17 protein-coding genes are annotated in these 19678 nt (G+C 62.0%); 6 read left to right on the top strand and 11 right to left on the bottom strand.

The annotated features are described in order from the left end of the window. The first annotated feature begins 133 nt into the window (after positions 1-133). Positions 134-1675, top strand: coding sequence for a nitric oxide reductase transcriptional regulator NorR (norR, locus tag C5F71_RS17870; protein ID WP_104911640.1), 1542 nt, complete (start codon positions 134-136; stop codon positions 1673-1675). 40 nt (positions 1676-1715) lie between these two features. Here the strand turns inward: norR and C5F71_RS17865 are convergent, their stop codons facing one another. After that, positions 1716-2627: a DMT family transporter gene (locus C5F71_RS17865; RefSeq protein WP_029300200.1), complete on the bottom strand. Its 912-nt coding sequence runs from the start codon at positions 2625-2627 to the stop codon at positions 1716-1718. Positions 2628-2763: 136 nt separating this feature from the next. On the opposite strand from C5F71_RS17865, the gene C5F71_RS17860 reads away from it, so the two are divergent. Beyond that, a complete protein-coding gene (locus C5F71_RS17860) occupies positions 2764-3648 on the top strand; it encodes an AraC family transcriptional regulator (protein ID WP_104911639.1) in 885 nt (294 codons plus the stop codon). 62 nt (positions 3649-3710) lie between these two features. Here the strand turns inward: C5F71_RS17860 and dacB are convergent, their stop codons facing one another. The 8 genes from dacB to C5F71_RS17820 form a co-directional block, all read right to left on the bottom strand. Further along, complete coding sequence (dacB, locus tag C5F71_RS17855; protein ID WP_092233701.1) at positions 3711-5180, bottom strand: D-alanyl-D-alanine carboxypeptidase/D-alanyl-D-alanine-endopeptidase; 1470 nt, start codon at positions 5178-5180, stop codon at positions 3711-3713. A gap of 69 nt (positions 5181-5249) precedes the next feature. Next, a complete protein-coding gene (locus C5F71_RS17850; protein WP_092233698.1) occupies positions 5250-7679 on the bottom strand; it encodes a TonB-dependent receptor in 2430 nt (809 codons plus the stop codon). Positions 7680-7789: 110 nt separating this feature from the next. Continuing rightward, positions 7790-7939, bottom strand: coding sequence for a type B 50S ribosomal protein L36 (gene ykgO, locus C5F71_RS17845; protein WP_020297337.1), 150 nt, complete (start codon positions 7937-7939; stop codon positions 7790-7792). A gap of 436 nt (positions 7940-8375) precedes the next feature. Then, positions 8376-9353 (bottom strand): FecR family protein, encoded by a 978-nt coding sequence (locus C5F71_RS17840; RefSeq protein WP_104911638.1) that lies wholly within the window; start codon positions 9351-9353, stop codon positions 8376-8378. Continuing rightward, positions 9350-9925 carry an RNA polymerase sigma factor gene (locus C5F71_RS17835; RefSeq protein WP_029295516.1) on the bottom strand — a complete coding sequence of 192 codons (576 nt, stop codon included), beginning with the start codon at positions 9923-9925 and terminating at the stop codon, positions 9350-9352. Before C5F71_RS17835 ends, C5F71_RS17840 begins: the two co-directional genes overlap by 4 nt. Before the next feature lie 9 nt (positions 9926-9934). Then, positions 9935-10261 carry a DUF3325 domain-containing protein gene (locus C5F71_RS17830; RefSeq protein WP_104911637.1) on the bottom strand — a complete coding sequence of 109 codons (327 nt, stop codon included), beginning with the start codon at positions 10259-10261 and terminating at the stop codon, positions 9935-9937. Next, on the bottom strand, positions 10261-11835 hold the full coding sequence (locus tag C5F71_RS17825) for a PepSY domain-containing protein (RefSeq protein ID WP_104911636.1): 1575 nt from the start codon (positions 11833-11835) through the stop codon (positions 10261-10263). The genes C5F71_RS17830 and C5F71_RS17825 overlap by 1 nt, the downstream gene beginning before the upstream one ends. After that, positions 11832-12134 carry a DUF3649 domain-containing protein gene (locus C5F71_RS17820; protein ID WP_029295523.1) on the bottom strand — a complete coding sequence of 101 codons (303 nt, stop codon included), beginning with the start codon at positions 12132-12134 and terminating at the stop codon, positions 11832-11834. The genes C5F71_RS17825 and C5F71_RS17820 overlap by 4 nt, the downstream gene beginning before the upstream one ends. A gap of 377 nt (positions 12135-12511) precedes the next feature. Between C5F71_RS17820 and C5F71_RS17815 the strand changes: the two genes are divergently transcribed. From C5F71_RS17815 to fecA, 3 genes are all read left to right on the top strand, one after another. Continuing rightward, the gene (locus C5F71_RS17815) at positions 12512-13000 is read left to right on the top strand and encodes a sigma-70 family RNA polymerase sigma factor (RefSeq protein WP_104911635.1); all 489 of its coding nucleotides are present in this window, start codon (positions 12512-12514) and stop codon (positions 12998-13000) included. Further along, positions 12997-13941: a FecR domain-containing protein gene (locus C5F71_RS17810; protein WP_104911634.1), complete on the top strand. Its 945-nt coding sequence runs from the start codon at positions 12997-12999 to the stop codon at positions 13939-13941. Before C5F71_RS17815 ends, C5F71_RS17810 begins: the two co-directional genes overlap by 4 nt. A 90-nt stretch (positions 13942-14031) precedes the next feature. Beyond that, positions 14032-16377, top strand: coding sequence for a TonB-dependent Fe(3+) dicitrate receptor FecA (fecA, locus tag C5F71_RS17805; RefSeq protein ID WP_029295529.1), 2346 nt, complete (start codon positions 14032-14034; stop codon positions 16375-16377). A gap of 199 nt (positions 16378-16576) precedes the next feature. Here fecA and C5F71_RS17795 read toward each other — a convergent pair whose 3' ends face one another. Further along, positions 16577-16984, bottom strand: coding sequence for an HPF/RaiA family ribosome-associated protein (locus tag C5F71_RS17795; RefSeq protein ID WP_104911632.1), 408 nt, complete (start codon positions 16982-16984; stop codon positions 16577-16579). A gap of 212 nt (positions 16985-17196) precedes the next feature. After that, on the bottom strand, positions 17197-18144 hold the full coding sequence (locus C5F71_RS17790; RefSeq protein ID WP_029295534.1) for a LysR substrate-binding domain-containing protein: 948 nt from the start codon (positions 18142-18144) through the stop codon (positions 17197-17199). Positions 18145-18282: 138 nt separating this feature from the next. On the opposite strand from C5F71_RS17790, the gene C5F71_RS17785 reads away from it, so the two are divergent. Beyond that, positions 18283-19659, top strand: coding sequence for an L-serine ammonia-lyase (locus C5F71_RS17785; protein ID WP_104911631.1), 1377 nt, complete (start codon positions 18283-18285; stop codon positions 19657-19659). Positions 19660-19678: the final 19 nt, after the last annotated feature.

The raw sequence follows: 19678 nt of genomic DNA, 5'->3' as shown, positions 1-19678 counted from the left end.
GCTTCTGAATGATTACCTTGGGATACTCAGTATTCGTGCCAACAAATAATCCGTTATTTATCAATGATTTAAATTAACAGTAGTCAATATGACTTCCCACAACTTATAGTCATTAGGACTACAAGGAGTCATTATGACTGCACACTCCCTGCTCACCACCCTGCTGCCACTGGTTGCCGACCTTTCCCGCGAACTGCCGGAAGGCGAGCGCTACCGACGCCTGCTGCAAGCCATGCGCACCCTGCTGCCCTGCGATGCCGCCGCACTGCTGCGCCTGGACGGCGAATGGCTGGTGCCGCTGGCGGTGGACGGCTTGAGCCCTGACACCCTCGGGCGACGCTTCAAGATCAGCGAACATCCGCGCTTTGCCGTGCTGCTGAGCAGCCCCGGCCCAACCCGCTTTGATAGCGACAGCGAATTGCCCGACCCCTACGACGGCCTGGTCGATGGCCTGCACGGGCACCTGGAAGTCCACGACTGCATGGGCTGCCCGCTGTTTGTCGACGACCACCCCTGGGGCCTGCTGACCCTGGATGCCCTCGACACCGAACGCTTCGAACGTGTGGAACTGGACGCCTTGCAGGCGTTTGCCAGCCTCGCCGCCGCCACGGTCAATGTCGCCGAACGCATGGAACACCTGGCCTTGCGCGCCGAGGACGAACACCAGCGTGCAGAAATCTATCGCCAGGCCAGCGGCCAGCAGCACAAGGAAATGATCGGCCAGAGCAAGACCCACAAACGCCTGGTGGAAGAAATCAAGCTGGTGGGCGGTAGTGATTTGACCGTGTTGATCACCGGCGAGACCGGGGTCGGCAAGGAGCTGGTGGCCCAGGCCATTCACGCAGCCTCGCCCCGTTCAGAGAAACCGCTGATCAGCCTCAATTGCGCAGCGCTGCCAGAGACCCTGGTGGAAAGTGAGCTGTTTGGCCACGTTCGCGGCGCGTTCACCGGGGCGCTGAACGAACGGCGGGGCAAGTTCGAGCTGGCCAATGGCGGCACCTTGTTCCTTGATGAAGTGGGTGAGTTGTCGCTGACGGTCCAGGCCAAGCTGTTGCGGGTGTTGCAAAGCGGGCAGTTGCAGCGACTGGGTTCGGATAAGGAGCATCAAGTGGACGTGCGCCTGATCGCCGCCACCAACCGTGACTTGGCCGAAGAAGTGCGCAACGGCCGTTACCGCGCCGACTTCTATCACCGCTTGAGCGTGTACCCGCTGCAAGTTCCGGCCTTGCGTGAACGCGGGCGTGACGTGTTGCTGCTGGCCGGTTTCTTCCTGGAACAGAACCGCTCGCGCATGGGCCTGGGCAGCCTGCGCCTGACCAGCGATGCCCAGGCGGCGTTGCTGGCTTATGGCTGGCCCGGGAATGTGCGAGAGCTGGAACACTTGATTGGCCGCAGCGCGCTGAAAGCCTTGGGTAACCACCGGGAGCGGCCGAAGATCCTCAGCCTCAGCGCCAAGGACCTGGACTTGCCGAGTGAAGCGGCGCCGCTGATTGAGGAACAGGCCGAGCTAGCCGTGGTGACCGGTGACTTGCGCCAGGCCACCGAGCATTACCAAAGGCAAGTCATCAGCGCCTGCCTGGAACGCCATCAGCACAATTGGGCCAGCGCCGCCCGCGAACTGGGGCTGGACCGCGCCAACCTGGGGCGCATGGCCAAGCGCCTGGGCCTCAAGTAACACCGATCAAACTGTGGGAGCTGGCTTGCCTGCTCCCACATCAGATTTGCTTCGATTCCCAAAGCGGACTCACAGGCGTAATCGCTCGGGGCTTACGAAACACCAACACATTCCCCAGCATCACCAGCACCAACCCGCCCAGCGCCGGGGCGGTCCACTGGTAGCCTTCGAGCAGCGCCGAGACGTTCAGCGCCACCACCGGGAACAACACCGTGCAATAGGCCGCCCGCTCCGGGCCCATGCGGCCGACCAGGGTCAGGTAGGCGGTGAAGCCGATCACCGAGCCGGGGATCACCAGGTACAGCAACGAGCCGATGTAGCGAGTGTTCCATTCCATTTCAAAAGGAATGCCCTGGATCACGCAGTACAACGCCAGCATCGATGCGCCGTAAGCCATGCCCCAGGCGTTGGTGGTCAACGGCTTGAGCCCGGCTTTCTGTTGCAGGCTCGACAGCATGTTGCCCGCCGAGAAACACATCGTCCCCAGCAACGCCAGGCCCAAGCCCAGCAGCGTCTCGGGGCTGGCGGTATGCCCGACCAGTTCCGGCCAGAACAACAACCCCAGGCCGAGCAACCCGAGGCCGCCGCCCAGCAACACGTTACGCGCCACTTTCTGGCCGAAGAACACTCGGGCATTCAAGGCATTCCATAGCGTCGCGGTGGAGAACACCACGGCCACCAGGCCACTGGGGATCCATTGGCTGGCGGTAAGGAAGCACATGAAGTTCACGCAAAACAGGCACAAGCCCTGGGCCAGGCAGATCAGGTGCCCACGGCGGTTCATCACCTGCAATTTGCGACTGAGTAGCAGCAACACAAACAGCACCAGTGCCGCCAGGCCGAAGCGATAGACGATGGATGCCGCAATCTCCACCACACCCAGTTGCCATTTGAGGGCGATCCAGGTGGTGCCCCAGATCAGCACGGTCAGTAAGTACAGGGATAGGTTCATGGCGCACTCCGGTGGTTGAGCCACAGTTTCACCCCGACTGGCTGCCAGGCACTTGCAGATTCTTGCGCTTTTGTCGGGCCGAGGGATCACAGCGCCAGCCGCCGGGAGTAGGATGCAAGGCGTCGGAGAGAACCCCATGTCTGCACTGGAAAACCTACAAGTCTTCAAAGCCCTGAACAGCTCGCCCAACGCTCGCCTTGAGCTGAGTGCCGAGCTGGGTGACGGCTTGTCTGCGGCTTTGTGGAGCAACCACCACGACGCCCAGGACTACGAGGCCCCCAGCCATCACACCCTGTCCTGCTACGTGGGCGGTGGCACTGAGACATTTCGCCGTGGCCAGCCCGGCACCAAGGGCGGCCCCGACAAATTGTGCATCCTGCCCGCCGAGCATCAGTCGGCCTGGGTGATCAACGGCGAAATCCGCCTGGCCCATGTGTATTTCAGCCCGGAGCAATTTGCCCTGGGTTGCGTCACCCTGCTGGACCGCGAACCCCGGGCGCTGCAACTGCGCGAAAGCACGTTCCTGGAAGACCCGCAGCAGGCCGGGCGTTTTCACCGGTTGATCGGCCTGAACTGGCAGGAGCCCGCCGAACGCCTGCTGACCAGTAGCCTGGCCCATGAAATGCTCAGCCACACCCTGCTCAGCCAGGTCGGCCTGCGCGAAGGTTTGCGGCTCAAGGGTGGATTGGCCGCACACCAACGCCGGCAGTTGGTGGAATACATCGAACAGCAACTGGCCGAGCCGCTCAGCCTGGGGCAATTGGCGGGGTTGTGTGCGTTGTCGGAGTACCACTTTGCGCGGATGTTTCGCACCAGTTTCGGCCTGCCGCCTCACCAATATGTGCTGGCCCGCCGCCTGGTACGGGCCCAGGCCATGTTGCGCGGCGGATCACTGCCATTGGGGGAGATTGCCCTGGCGTGCGGGTTTTCCAGTGCCAGCCACTTTACCAACCGGTTTCGCCAGGCGATGGGCGCGACACCGGGTGAATACCGACAGGCGTTCCAACCCCGCCCCCTGTAGGAGCGAGCTTGCTCGCGAAAAACCTGAGGGCGATGCGGGGCGTCAGGTTTCCCGCGTTAGCGTTAACGACCTTCGCGAGCAAGCTCGCTCCTACAAAGGACTGTCGCCACACGGTCTTCCACAGCCTTGATCCGGCTACCCTCCACCACGTAGTTATTGGTCAGCATCGAAAACACCAACCGCCGCCCACTCGCATCGGTGAGGTAGCCCGTCAACGAAGACACCCCACCCATCGAACCCGTCTTGGCCTGCAGGTTGCCTTGTGCCGCGGTCCCGCGCAGGCGGTAACGCAGGCTGCCGCCGCTCAGCCGATCCGGGTTGCCGGCAATCGGCAGCGCGTCGTACCAGGCGTTGAACCACGGCTGCTTGCCCATGGCCAGCAGCAGGTCGGTGAAGTTCTGTGCCGACACCAGGTTACGTCGCGACAAACCGGAGCCATCCACCTGGTTCAGCGTTGCCGGGTCCAGGCCTTGGCGGCGCAGAAAATCCGCAACCGCTGCCACACCCGCCGCCGCTGTCCCGGCATTCGCCTGTTGTCGCCCCATGGCCTTGAGCAGTGCTTCGGCCATGCTGTTGTTGGACAGCTTGAGCAGCGGCCTGATCAGCTCCTGCAACGGCGCCGACTGGTGTGTCGCCAGCACAGTGGCGTTCGCCGGGCTCACACCTCCGATCACCCGCCGACCCTGCACGCTGATCCCCTGCTCCGCCAGGGCCTGGGCAAACAGATTGGCCACCAGTTGCGTCGGCTCCCACACGCTGACCCACTGGCGGCTTTGCGTCCCCGGCTTGAGGGTGCCACTGAGGCGCAGCAGGTTGCTGCCATGCTGGCGATTGAGCCCATAGCTGTTGCCTGGGCCACTGACGGCCAGATTGCTCAGTTGCACATAATCGGTAGGTGGGCTGAGGGTGACGCTCAGCGGTTGGCCGACCGCCACAGGCGCCTTGGCCGTGACGATCAAGGTGCCCGCATCAAAATCGGCATTGGGTGACACCGTCAGCGCGGAAATCTGCGCGCCGTAATACTTGTCTTCGTCGTCATGGGCCCAATCCACGCCCAGGCGTTCGGCGTCGAACCAAGTGTCATCGAACACCAAATCGCCCTGGATCTGCTGGATGCCCTGCGCGGCCAGGCTCGCCGCCAGCGCCTGGTAATCGGCCCACTGGATCGTCGGGTCGCCCAGGCCGCGCAGGTACAGATTGCCCATCAGGCGTGTGCCTTGTTGGCTGCCATTACTCAGCAACTGCGTAGAAAACCGATACTGCGGGCCCAGCACATCCATGGCCGCCGCCGTGGTCAGCAGTTTCATGCTGGAAGCCGGCACCAGCCGCGTGCGTGGGTTGTGCTGGTACAGCGTGTTGCCGCTGCGGGCATCGCGCACCATCAGGGAAACGCTGGCACCGGCCAGGGCCGGATCGGCCAGCAATTGGTCCAGTGCCTGCTCGCTGGTTTTCGAAGACGTGGCACAGCCACCCAACAACAGGCTCAAGCCCACCAGCATGGCACTGGCGTGTATCCATCGTCCCAACTGCATCAAACCGTCCCGGCAATCATCAAAGACCGCAACGCTAGCAGCTCACGCCGCCAGCGTCATCGCCAATGATCAGAACTCCAGGGTGCTGGACAACGTCACCTGGCGCGCATCGCCCATGGACACAAACAGACGGCTGACGGCCGAGGTGTAGTAAGTACGGTCAAACAGGTTCTTTACGTTGAGCTGGAACTTGACCTTCTGCCCGTCGACCTTGGTGTCGTAGGTGGCAAACGCATCCGCCACGGTATAGCCCGGCAAGTCGAAGCTGTTGAGGGCATCGCCGGCACGCTCACCGACATAACGCGCACCGGCACCGACGCGCAGTTGATCGCCGCCGACGACAGTGCCGAAGTCGTACACGGCTGAAACAGAGCCGGAATTCTTCGCCACGTTTTGCAGGCCCTTGCCTTTGTAGGTCGGGTCTTCGGTGACTTCGGCATCGGTGTAGGCGTAGCTGCCGATCAGGCTCCACTGCTCGGTCAATTGCCCGCTCAGGTCCATTTCCAGACCACGGGAACGTACCTTGCCGGCGACGCTGTAGATCGAGGTCGCGCCCTCGGTGATCGACACCAGCACGTTGCGCTTGTGGATATCAAACAACGCCACGTTGGCGGTAATGCGCCCCGGCATATCGAGCTTGGCCCCCAGCTCCCAGGACTTGGATTCTTCCGGGGCGATGCTGCCGTCGATCACCATCTTGTTGTCCAACGGCGCGATGGTGGAGTTGGGTTTGAACGATTCGGTGTAGCTGCCGTAAAACGACAGCGCATCGGTATAGCGGTACACCAGACCGGCGCGGGGCACCCACTTCTGGCCGTTGCTGTCGGTGTTGGCGGTGAACGGCCGGCCTTTGCCGGCGTACTGGTCGTACTCCTGGAAGCGGGCGCCACCGACCAGGATCCACTGGTCGGTGAGGTGGATGGCATCCTGGAAAAACACCGAGTCGCTGCGCAGCAGATCGGTCTGGTTGCTGTCCGGCGCGCTGACCGTGGTGCCGGCCACTTCGCGGCCATACACCGGGTCGTTGTAATTGAACACACTGCGGCTGGCTTGGCGGATCAGGTCGGCGCGGTAGATTTTGCGGTACTCGTCATCCAGGCCGAACACCAGGTCATGGCGCATGCCGGCCACATCCACCTTGCCTTCGAGGCTGACGGTGGTGAAGCGGTCGGTGGTCAGCGCGCCCTGGGTGCCGTCCATGTTGCGGTTCAGGGTGCCATTGGGGTTGACCTTGGTCACGCGCACTTGGCTGGCGTCGTAGGTTTCGCGGTTCCAGCTGTAGCCGAAATGGGCCTTCCAGTCGTCATTCAGATCGTGGTCAACCTCGAAGCGATACAGGTCGGAGCGGCCTTCCATATTGTTGAACGACTCGTCCAGGCGGCGCGTGGCGGGGATGTTCAGTGGGTGGTTGGTATTCGGGTCGATGGCTGTGCCACGGTCGAACGGCGAGAGGAATTCGCGGTGCTCGTAGGCCAGCAACACTTTGGTGTTGTCGCCGTACCAGGCCAGGGACGGTGCGATCAGGCTTTCGCGGTAGGTGCCAAAGTTGCGCCAGTAGTCTTCATCCTGATGATCGACAATCAAGCGGTAAGCCAGGCCGCTGTCGCCGATGGGGCCGGTGGTATCGAGGTTGCCGCCGCTGCCGTTCTTGCCGCTGCCATAGCTCGAGCCGCGCACAGTAAGAGCGGTGGATTGGGTCAGCTCGGGTTTCTTGCTGACGATATTGATCACCCCGCCCGGGTCCTGGATGCCATACAACAACGACGCCGGGCCCTTGAGCACTTCGACGCGCTCGGCGGTTTCGTTCAGCGCCCGCCCCTGCACCACCGGCATGCCGTCGCGCATGACCGAGCCATTGCGGTTATCCCCAAAGCCACGCAGCATCACCGCATCCTGGGTGCTGCCCAAGGTGTTGGCCTGGGTGACGCCGCTGATGTTGGTCAATGCATCGTCGAGGTTGCGCGGCACCTGGTCGCGCATCACCTGGGCCGGCACGATGTTCACGGTTTGCGGGGTTTCCAGCAGCAAGCCCTGGGAGCGCATCACCGAACTGGTGGGCGGTGGCTGGTAGCTGGTGGCTTGCTGCGGGTTCACGCCGCTGATGGTCGTGGCGCCGAGGTTGACCGCGCCTTCGGTAGGCAGCGGCTCCAGGGCCAGGGTGCGCGCGTCGATCTGGCGGAAGGTCAAGCCGGAACTGCCCAGCAGGCGCTGCAGGGCCTGGGCCGCACTCATCTGCCCAGTGACGGCCGGGGCATTGAGGGTGTAGGGCGCTTCGTCGGTGTAGACCACGCTGATGCCGGTCACGCGACTGAAATCGCTCAGTGCCTGGGGCAACGGTTTGGCCTGGAGTGCAAAGTTGAAGACCGTGCTTTGCTGTTGCGCATCCGCCGCCTGCGCCAGGCTCAGCGGCAATACCGCCAGACCTGAAGCGGCCAGAAGGGAGGCTCCCAGCCACTGTTTAACCGAACCGCCTGCCGCCGACTTTGCCCTGGACTTCATGCTTGAGAACCCGTGTAGAAAACGCCGTTAATGCGAATTGATCGCAGTTTCAAGCACTACACGGATGGCGTGGGGTTTTACCTCAGGTGAAATTGAAAATAATTTCACCCTCAGCCTTTGTTCTTGTTTTTTGCCCCACCCTGGCGGGCCTTGAAGCGTGGGTTGGACTTGCAGATCACATAGATCCGCCCACGGCGCTTGACGATCTGGCAGTCGCGGTGACGGTTTTTGGCTTCTTTGAGTGAGGACAGGACTTTCATGGGGGAGGCTCCTTCGCTTGAATGTAATAACATATCATAAATACAAATAAGAACAGTTATCAACTCTCTCTCACCCACCCATTCCTGTAGGAACTGGCTTGCCAGCGATGAGCATAGGTATCTACACAACTTTCAGAAACTGACGAACTCTCCTGTGGCGAGCGGGCTTGTCGGAACGCCGCATCGCCCGCGCTGGGCTGCGAAGCAGCCCCAAAACCAGCCGCTGCGGTGTATCTGGTACAACGCATTCGGCTTATTGGGGCTGCTTCGCAGCCCAGCGCGGGGCAAGCCCGCTCGCCACAACTGCGCTATTTGCCTGGATCTAGGCGTTGCGGCAAAGTTGTGTAGATACCTATGCAGCGATGAGGCCCCCAAGACCTACGCTGCTCTTGACGACGCCATCGCCGGCCGGCTCCTACAGGGGTGTGGATAGTTTTTAGCGAACGACGATCAGCCGGCCCAGCACATTGTGCTGCTCAAAACCCAGCACTGCTTGCAATGCCTTGAGCACCGCCTCGGGGTCCTTGCTCGGGAAGCTGCCGCTGACCCGGCGGGCGCCGAGTTGGTCATTGAGCAGCAGGATGCGGCCGGGGTAGTAACGGCCAAGGTCCTTGACCACATCGGCCAATGGGGCCTTGTAGTAGTTGAGCCAGCCGTCGCGCCACCCCAGGCGTGATTCACTGTCCACGGCATGCCGCTCATCAGCCACACCCTCGACGTAGGCCAATTGTTGGCCGGCCGTCAGAATCTGCTGAGTACCCTGGGCAGACGGCGTCACCCCTACCCGCCCCGACAACACCGTTACCTGGGCGCCCGCCGGTTGCAGGCGCACTTCAAACTGCGTGCCCAGCACCCGCACTTCGCCGCTGTCGGCGTGCACCACAAAGGCTTGCCCTGTGTGGGCGACATTGAAAAAACCGGCGCCACGACGCAGTTGGATATGCCGCTCGCCCTGGCTGAAATCCACGGCAATCGCGCTGTCGGCATCCAGGGTGATTTGGCTGTGGTCGGCCAGGGTCACGGTTTTGACTTCACCCGGCGCGCTGACGTAATCGGCGCCCAGGTCGTCGGCCCAGCGCTGCGGCTGCCAACCGGCGCCCATCGACACCATCAACACCAGGCAAGCCGCCATCGCCAGTGCCACAGACCAGCGGCGCATACGGGCGGGTTTCGCGCCATCCATGGCCTTGAGGTAACGCTGCAAGGCCAAGGCATCTTCGTCGGCCAGGGTGCTCGCCGGCACTTCGCTCAACTCCCACAACACCTGGGCCTGGGCATACGCCTCGACATGGGCCGGGTCGGCGCGCAGCCAGTGGCTGAACGTGGCCTGGTCGCCACTGCTCGGCGCATCGTGCAGCAGGCTGAGCCAGGCCAGGGCGGCCTGTTCCTGGGCGGGCGTCGGGGTGACGTTCACGGTGCTTTCCCTGGCGAGCGTGGTGGTGGGGGTTCACGAAGGCTGGCTTTGCAGGCTTCGAGGGCGCGCATCATATGTTTTTCCACGGCACTTTGGGACAGGCCCATGGCCTTGGCGATTTCTGCGTATTTGCGCCCGTGGATGCGGTTGAGCAAAAAGATCTGCCGCGTACGCTCCGGCAAACTGCGCAGCGCCGCTTCCACATGGCGCAGATCGTTGCCCGCTTCCAGCGCGGCCTGGGGCTCGGAGCCGTGATGATCCTGATGTTCCGGCAACCAGCCTTCATTGCCGCGCACCCGCGCGCCTTCGCTGCGCAAGTGGTCGATGGCGATATTGCCGGCGCAGCGCAGCAGGTAGGTGCTGAGTTCTTCGACCTGCACCAGGGGCCGGCGCCAAAAGCGCAGGAACAAGTCCTGCACCAGGTCCGCGGCCGTCGCCCGGCAGCCTACGCGGCGGCTGACCAACGCCTCCATCTGTGAGCGCTGGGACAAAAATACCTGCAGGAAATGTGCACGCCCGCCCGACGATTCTGCGTGGGGGTGATCCTGGGGTTCGGGCGGTGTGCTGATCATCGACAGGGCTCAGAGGGTCGCGAATGCCGCAACGGGGCTGGCCAGCAGGCCGACGCCCGCGAGGATCAAGGCCAGCCTTGGCCGATACGGCAACAGCAACACCAGCACCAGCCCGCTGAGCATCAGCACCGCGCACCAGTCCACCAGGCCCCGGCTCCAGCCGGCCATGTGCACCGCCGGCCAGATCGACAGCGCCAACAGCAGCCATCCGCCCACACGCAACCCCAGGCGCCGCCGTGGCGAAGGTTTGCTGTGCAGCAACTCGCCGTGGTGACGGTCCAGGGACAGGCACAGCGCAACAAAACCTGCGTAGCACAGCAACAAGGCCAGCAACATCAGTGCACCTCGCCTTTGAGGGTCAGTGGGCGGGCGCGCTCGGCCCGGGGCTGCACGGCGCTGCGGTGCTGCATTTTCCAGGCAGCCCAGGCCAGGAACAGGCCGCTGCCCAGGCACGTCAGGTCAAAACCGGCCATGGCCCAATCACCCTTGGCCAGCGACACGCCCAGGTGCTCGGAAGTGGTCAGCGCATTGAGCAGCGGCACCGCCATAAACAGCACGGCGCCCAGGCCCAGTTGCTCGATCCAGGCGCGGCGGCCACGGCGCAGCATGGCGTGGAGCAAGGTCAGGCCCCAGGCGATAAAGAAGCTCTGCACTTCCCAGTCCGAACGCTCAGCGAAGGTCGCAGGCAGCAGGCGATTGGCCCAGAAAAACACAGCAATGGCGATGAGCAGCCCGGACATACTGGCCAGGTTCAGCACTTCCACCAGGCGCAATTCAAACGGCATCACCCCGGTTTTTGCGTGCTTGAGCTGCCGCTTGCCCAGCCAGATCACCAGGCCGGTGCCAATCATCGCCGTGCCCGCCAGGCCGCAGATAAAGTACAGCCACCGCAGCACCGGGCCGGCGAAATGCCCCATGTGCAGGCCATAGAAGCTGCCCCCAATCGCCATCGGCAGCGACTGTTCGCCACTGACCCGTAGCAGCTCGCCAGTGTTGCCATTAAACGACACGGTACTGCCGAAATCATGCACCACCCGGTCAGAGCCGGCGCGGGAGACATTGACCGAGGCATTCACGTCGCCAGGGTTGTTCACCGCCAGCCGCCCCACATGACCACCGTCCCACTGCGCCCGCGCCTGTTCCACCAGCGGCGCCAACGGCAGCAGTTTGCCCGGCTGGCCGAGGGCCGGCGCATTGTCGGTGGCGGGGAACAATTCATTGAAGAAGGCGCGGGTGTCGCCGTCATAGGACGCGATGATGCTGGCGGGCATGACCATGGTCATGAAAATCACCAGGCTGCTGTAGGTGATCATCAGGTGGAACGGCAACACCAGCACGCCGACCGCATTGTGCCCATCGAGCCAGGAGCGCTGGCCCTTGCGCGGACGGAAGGTGAAGAAGTCCTTGAAGATTTTCTTGTGGGTGATGATCCCGGTGATCAGCGCCACAAACATCACCATCGCGGCGATAGTCGACAACCAGCGACCCCACGGATGGGGCATCTGCAACTGGAAGTGGAACCGGTAGAAGAACTCGCCGCCCATGGTTTCCCGGGCCTGGAGCTGTTCGCCGGAGACCGGGTCGAGCATTTTCTCGATGAAATTGCCGCGCCGGCCAGGGTCGATCTTGTCTTGCCACATCACCGATAAACCGGGGTCGCGGCTATCGGGCAAGCCGATAAACCAACGGGCCGCCGTGGGTGCGTGCTGTTCCAGGTAGCGTTGCGCCACGGCCACGCTGCGCGCATCGTCCACGGCATGGGCGGGTACTTCCGGCTGCATCCAGTGAGTGATTTCGCCCTTGAAGTAAGACAGGGTGCCGGTGAGGAAAATCGCGAACAGCAACCAGCCGAAAATCAACCCGGCCCAGGTGTGCAACCAGGCCATTGCCTGACGGAAACCCTCTTTCATGGGCGCCCCATCCAATAGGCCAGGCCAGCCAGGGTGGCCAATATCGCGCACGGCACCAGCACGCCAAACCAGGCGCGGGCCGCACTGCGGCAGGCAAAGCACCAGATCACCGCCAGCAGGTAGAACACAAAGGAACTGAGCATGCCACTGACCACCGCATCGGCGCGCGAGAGTGGCAGCCAGAAGCTCAGGCACACACTGGCCAGGGACGCCAACACATAGCCGCCGACGACAGCCGCCAGCAGCCGCGACGTCACACCGAGCCGATAGGAAAGAGGAAGTGAGGCTTTGCTTTTCATGCCAGTGGCGCCTGGTTTATCAGGGGCGGGAGTTTAATGATAAATATTCTCATAAGCAAAAGAGAACGACGAACATCAAATGTACCTTGCCTGCAATGGCGGTGGGGCAGTCGACATACAGGGGATCTCGGCAAGACAGAGAGTTTTGGACATGCCCCAAAACAAATGTGGGAGCTGGCTTGCCTGCGATAGCGGTGGGTCAGTTAACGCATAGGTGACTGACACAGCGCTATCGCAGGCAAGCCAGCTCCCACAGGTGACTGGCGGCTATAAAAGCAGCTATCGGTCTTCTGCCGATTGCTGAATGCCATCTCGCCGCCTACAATGCGAACAATTCTCGTTACCTAAAGCATGCAGATGCTGCCGGAGTGTTCGCGTTGCGGCCGTCCAATACCGTCGAAGTCCTGTATCACGACCATCACCACTGGCTGACCGGCTGGTTGCGACGCAAGCTCGGCTGCCCGCAAAGTGCCGCAGACCTGGCCCAGGATACGTTTATCCGGGTGTTGACCGCCCACGAGACACCGACGCTGATCGAGCCCCGCGCCTTCCTCACCACCATCGCCAAGCGCGTACTGTTCAACCACTACCGCCGCCAGGACCTGGAACGCGCCTACCTCGATGCCCTGGCGCAAATGCCCGAGTTCGCCGCGCCGTCGGAAGAAGAGCGGGCGATCATCCTGCAAACCCTAATGGAGCTGGACCAGTTGCTCGACGGTTTGCCAGTGCTGGTCAAGCGCGCTTTCCTGCTGGCCCAACTCGATGGCCTGACCTACGGGCAAATCGCTGCCGAACTGGGGATCTCCATCGCCACCGTCAAACGTCATCTGAATAAAGCCGCCATGCGCTGCTATTTCGCCCTATGAACCCCACCGCGAACTTCTCGACCCAAGTCGCCGAGCAGGCGGTGCAGTGGCTGATGCAAATGCAGCAAGGCCCGCTCAACCCGCGCCAACAGGCAAACTGGCAGCATTGGCTGGATGCCCACAGCGAACATCAACGGGCGTGGGAGCATATACAGCGGGTCAACCAGCGCTTGCGCGGGATGCCTTCGCCCCTGGCCCATGCGGCGTTGAACGCACCGCAATCCAGTAGCCGGCGCCAGGCCCTGAAGCTGTTGTTGATTCTGGGCGCCGGTTCGGCAGCAACCTGGGGCTTGCGCCAGCAGCACTTGATCCCGCCATTGACTGCCGACTACCGCAGCCCCCTCGGCCAGCGGCGCAAGGTACAGCTGGCCGATGGCAGCCAACTGCAACTCAATACCGCGAGTGCGGTGGATGTGCAATTCGATGGCCCACAACGGCTGATCCGCCTGCTCGAAGGCGAGATATTGCTGCGCGCCAACACCCCACTGCAGATCATCACTAGCCAGGGCATCGTCACCACCCAGGCGGTGCAGGTGAATGTGCGCCAGTTCAACGATCACACCCAGGTCGCGGTGCTGGACGGCCAGGTGCAAATGTCACCCAAGTCCTACAGCGGCCTGCCCCTGACCCTGGAAAAATCCCACCTGGCCAACCTCACCCGCAAAGGCTGGGATATGCCGCGCCCCACCGATGCCAATACGGGCGCCTGGGCCGACGGCATGCTGGTGGCGTCGCACATGCGCCTGGCAGATTTCCTCGAGGAACTGAGCCGATATCGCCGCGGCCAATTGCAGTGCGATCCACAGGTGGCGAACTTGCTGATCTCCGGCAGCTACCCGTTGGACGACAGCGAACGCATCCTCGACCTGCTGCAAATCAGCCTGCCGGTCAAAGTGCGACGTTTTACCCGTTACTGGGTCAGCGTCGAAGCCCGCGTTTAAATTATTTTCGGCAACCGTGAGCCGTTTTCCGTACCTCGCGTGACAGAGAGGGAAAGCCACCCAGTTTCCCACCTCTGAGGAACGTTCTTCATGCCCCAGCAACCGACTCGCCTGACGCCACTTACCCGCACGCTGCGCCACTTGCTGCTGGGCGCGAGCCTCAGTTTCAGCGCCCTGCCCTACGCCATGGCGGCCGAGGCCAAGCCTTATCAGATCGCCCCGACGTCCCTGGAGGCTGCGCTGAATCAGTTTGGCCGTGAAGCCGGCGTGCTGATTTCCTTTGGCTCCGAAGTGACCGCCGGCGTACAAAGCCAGGGCCTGACAGGCAACTACACCACCGAGCAAGGTTTGAACGCGTTGCTCAAGGGCACCGGCCTGCAAGCCCGCGCCGAAGGTAACAACGCCTACAGCCTGCAACCGCTGAACGCGCCGGCCACCCTGGAGCTGGGCACGTCCAATGTCGTGGGCGACTGGCTGGGCGATGCCGCGCAAACCAACGTCTTCGAACACCCCGGCGCCCGTGATGTGATCCGTCGCGAAGAGTTCGAGCGCCAGGGCGCAACCCAGGCCAGGGACGTGCTCAACCGCATTCCCGGGGTCAACGCTCCAGAAAACAACGGCACCGGCAGCCACGACATGGCGCTGAACTTCGGCATTCGCGGGCTCAATCCGCGCCTGGCGTCACGCTCGACAGTATTGATGGACGGGATTCCGGTGCCCTTCGCCCCGTATGGCCAACCGCAACTGTCGTTCGCGCCGGTCAGCATGGGCAACATGGATGCAGTAGACGTGGTGCGCGGCGGTGGCGCCGTGCGTTACGGGCCGCAAAACGTCGGCGGCGTAGTCAACTTCGTGACCCGGGCGATTCCGGATGCGCCGACGGTCAAGGGTGGCCTGCAGACCGAGACCAGCCCGTCCTCCAGCCATGATGGCTTCAAGACCACCGGCAATCTGCTGGCGGGTGGCACTGCCGACAACGGCCTGGGCGGCGCGATCCTGTATTCCGGCACCCGCGGCGGTGACTGGCGAGAACACAGCGACACACAAATCGACGACCTGATCCTCAAGGGCAACTACCAACTGGACGAAGCCAACAGCTTCAATGCCATGGCCCAGTACTACGAAGGCCAGGCCGATATGCCCGGTGGCTTGAGCACTGCGGCCTACAAGGCCGACCCATATCAGTCCACCCGCCCCTACGACAAATTCTGGGGCCGCCGTACGATGTTTAACGTCGGCTACCGCTACCAGGAAGATCGCCGGGAATTCACCGTCAACAGCTTCTTTACCAAGACCCTGCGCAGCGGTTATCTGGACCAGGGCAGCTTCCTTTCGCTGTCACCGCGCGAGTATTGGGTACGCGGCCTGGAAACGCGCCTGGCCCAAGGCTTCGACCTCGGCCCGACCAGCCACGAAGTCGGTGTGGGCTACCGCTACATCAACGAAGCCGGGCATGAATTGCGCTACCGCACGCCGATTGCGGCCAACCAGCAACTGCCCAACACCGACAGCCGCAACGACCGCGACACCCGGGGTGGCACCGAAGCCAATGCATTCTTTATCGACGACCGGATCGATATCGGCAAGTGGACCATAACCCCTGGCATCCGCTACGAGATGATCAAGTCGCAACAGACCAACAACCTGACCAACGTCAAATACAAGGGCGACTACAACACCGCCTTGCCGGCGTTGAACGTGCTCTATCACCTGACCGACGACTGGAACCTGTACGCCAACACCGAAGGCTCCTTCGGCAGCGTGCAGTACAGCCAGATGCCCAACCGTGTGAGCAGCGGCGCGGTCAAGCCGGAAAAGGCCCGTACGTGGGAAGTCGGCACCCGCTACGACAACGGCGCGCTGCGCGCGGAAATCGGTGCGTTCCTGATCAACTTCGACAACCAGTATGAAAGCAACCAGACCAACGACTCGGTGATCGCCCGGGGCGAAACCCGGCACCAGGGCATCGAGTCCAGCCTCAATTATGCTCTCGATGGCTTGAGCCCGGCGCTGGCCGGTTTTGATGTGTACGCCAGCTACGCCTACGTCGATGCAACCATCCGTGAAGACGGCCCGAACAAAGGCAACCGCGTGCCGTTTTCGTCCAAGCACAAAGGCACCCTGGGCGTGGGCTACACCGAAGGTGCATGGAAGTTGAACCTGGACAGCACCTACCAGAGCAGCCAATTCGCCGACAACGCCAACACCCGGGCTGAAAGCGTGGACGGCAGCACCGGGCGCATTCCTGGCTACATGCTGTTCAGCAGCCGCGCGGCCTATGACTTCGGCCCGCAATTGTCGGACTTGAATGTGGCGGTGGGGGTGAAGAACATCTTCAACACCCAGTACTACACCCGCTCGTTTGACGACAACAACAAGGGAAAATACGTGGGCGAACCGCGCACGGTGTACGTACAGACCTCGGTCGCATTCTGACGGCCGGACTGCCGGCTTACTGTAGGAGCGAGCTTGCTCGCGAAAAGCTTAAGAACACCGCGTGCCCGCAGGATCTGCGCGTTATCCTTTACGCCCTTCGCGAGCAAGCTCGCTCCCACAGTGAAGCGTTCATCAGACACAAAAAAACGGGCCTGCATCTGCAGGCCCGTTTTGTATGGGGTTGAAAAACACTCAGCAATCAGCTGTTAAGCGCAGCCTGTTCGTTTTCCAGGAATTCCTCTTCAAGCCCGGCTTCATCGACTTGGTTGTTTGGCGTGCTTTTCTCTGCACGCGGCTTGCCTTGCAGCCTGCCGAACAGATGTTCCAGCGCGTTATCCAGTTTGGTGGCCGCCCCGTCGATCGCTTGTTCCAGGGTGTCGGCTTTATGGATAACCGAAATCGGTTGATGACCCTTTGGCCGCGCTTCCAGGCGGCAACTTAAATCGTGGGGGCCCGGCTTGTCGCCGTTCTCATCCTTCAAAAAGACTTCGATGCGGGTCAAGTCTTCTTCATAACGTTCGAGCGTGCTCTCAATGGTAGTACGTACCCACTCCTCCAGTCGGAGGCTGCTTTCAATATGGTTATCGCTGTTGACTAGGATTTGCATAGTGTTTCCCTTATTTCAGCTAGCTCGCCAGAGATCACAACTGCAACACCGATGCGGTGAAACCATGACCTCTTGATTACACAATTGAGCACCTGAGAGAACAATTCAACCCCTACGCAAAGATAAATCCTACATTACAAATTAAGTCTGACAACCGCCCAAAGCGCTGTTATGGTCGGGAGTTGGGTACACCTGCTCACCTGCGTAAATCCTCACAATTGACCCTCTCCCAAGGGGTGCAATCCGCGAAAAATCTCCGCCTCCTCCACCAGCCAGTCATGCACCGCACGTACGCCGGGATGGTTCAGCGCGCCTGGCGCATACAGCAGCACGTAGCGTTTGTGATTCGCAACCGCGAGCCCGAACGGCACGATCAGGGTGCCACGCTCCAATTCATCATTGAGCAGGGTGCGCCGGGCAATCGCCACCCCCATGCCGGCAATGGCAGCCTCGATGGTCAGATGGTTGCGGTTGAAGGTGTGGCCGCGCCGCACGTCCGCGTCGTGATAGCCGATAGCATTCAGGTAAAACTCCCACTCCGCATACTCATAACTCCCACGCCAGGCGGTGATGTCGTGCAGTAACGGGAAATGGGCCAGGTCGGCCGGGCCGTGCAGCGGCGGCCGACCGCGCAACAGGCTCGGCGCGCACACCGGGAATATCTGCTCATCCAGCAAGGCTGTGGATAACAAACCCGGATAACTGCCGTCGTTAAGGTCGATGGCCAGATCGAAGTCGCCTTCGTGCAAGGCGATGCTGCTGTCTTCGGCCACCAGTCGCAGTTGGATATCCGGAAAACGCTGCTGCAAACGCGGCAGGCGCGGCGTCAACCACTTGCCGAGGAACGACGGAATGGAGCGCAGGCGCAAGGTGCCGCTGATCATCCCCGCATCCAGGCGCTGCAACTCGGCATCGATACTGCCGTAGGCCTCGCTCACCGTGATCGCCAGCCGCTGCCCTTCGGCACTCAACTCCACGCCGCGCGCCCGTCGATGAAACAGGCGAAAGCCCAGGCGCTCTTCCAATTGGCGAATCTGCTGGCTGACCGCACCGGGTGTGATGTGCAGTTCTTCGGCGCAACGGGTAAAGGACAGATGCCGTGCGGCACAGGCAAATACGTGCAACCAGACATACGTCTGGGCATGCAGGGGGCGGGCCATAGAGTTTAGTCCTGCTAAAGGGTGTCTTAGGATAATTCGTTGGTCAGTGCCGATCTAGAGGGGCAGTATCGCGCCACTTCCGCTTGTCCTACAAACAATGGCAGCGATTTCCTACTCCATAGCTTGTAAGGCTTTAGCATGGCTATCAGCGTTTTTGATCTATTCAAGGTGGGCATCGGCCCGTCCAGCTCCCATACCGTTGGCCCCATGCGGGCGGCGGCCACCTTCGCCCAATCCCTCGCAGACCAACAAGTGCTGGAGCAAACCCAGCGCGTGGAAGTGCGCCTGTACGGTTCTCTGTCCGCCACCGGCGTGGGCCATGCCACCGACCGCGCCTGCGTGATGGGGCTGATGGGCGAATGGCCGGATCGGGTTGACCCTACCTCGATCGGGCCGCGTATCCAGCAGTTGCGCGAATCAGGCCGATTGTTGCTTGCCGGCACCCAAGAAATCTCCTTCAACTGGCAGCACGACCTCCTGCTGCTGGAGGAAAGCCTGCCCTACCACCCCAACGCCATGTCCCTGCATGCCTACGGGACAGACGGCCTGTTGAGCGAACAGACCTACTACTCGGTGGGCGGTGGTTTCATCATCGAGGCCGCGGAAGCCGAGTCGGGTATTGCTCCCACCAGCGATGTAGAACTGCCCTACGACTTTTCCAGTGCCGTCGAACTGCTGGCCCTGTGCAACAAGCACGGCCTGCGGGTTTCCGAATTGATGATGGCCAACGAGCGCGCCTGGCGCAGTGACGAAGACATCCGTAGCGGCCTGCTGCATATCTGGTCGGTGATGCGCGAGTGCGTCGAGCAGGGCCTGCGTGATGAGGGCATCTTGCCCGGCGGCCTGGATGTACCGCGCCGCGCCGCCAAGCTGCACCGTAGCCTGCTGGAAATAGGCAAACCGAATGTAATCACTTCAACGTTGTCGGCCATGGAATGGGTCAACCTGTTCGCCCTCGCCGTCAACGAAGAAAACGCCGCCGGTGGGCGCATGGTCACCGCGCCGACCAATGGCGCGGCCGGGATCATTCCGGCAGTGCTGCACTACTACATGAAATTCAACGCCGACGCGTCTGATGATGATGTGGTCAATTTCTTTCTGGCTGCCGCTGCCGTCGGCATCCTGTGCAAGAAAAACGCCTCGATCTCCGGCGCCGAAGTCGGCTGCCAGGGCGAAGTCGGCTCGGCCTGCGCCATGGCCGCCGCAGGTCTGGCGGACATTCTCGGCGCCACCCCCGAGCAACTGGAAAACGCCGCCGAAATCGGCCTGGAGCACAACCTCGGCCTGACCTGCGATCCAGTCGGTGGCCTGGTCCAGGTGCCCTGTATCGAGCGCAATGCCATCGCCGCCGTCAAAGCCATCAACGCCACGCAAATGGCCCTGCGCGGCGACGGCAAGCACTTTATCTCCCTCGACCGGGTGATCCGCACCATGCGCGATACCGGCGCCGACATGCATGACAAATACAAAGAAACTTCACGGGGCGGCCTGGCTGTCAGCTGGGTGGAGTGCTGAGGAGCACGACGACCCGCCC

The organism is Pseudomonas sp. LG1D9 (assembly GCF_002949995.1).
Classification (GTDB): domain Bacteria; phylum Pseudomonadota; class Gammaproteobacteria; order Pseudomonadales; family Pseudomonadaceae; genus Aquipseudomonas; species Aquipseudomonas proteolytica.
This window is presented reverse-complemented; position numbering and strand designations above follow the sequence as displayed.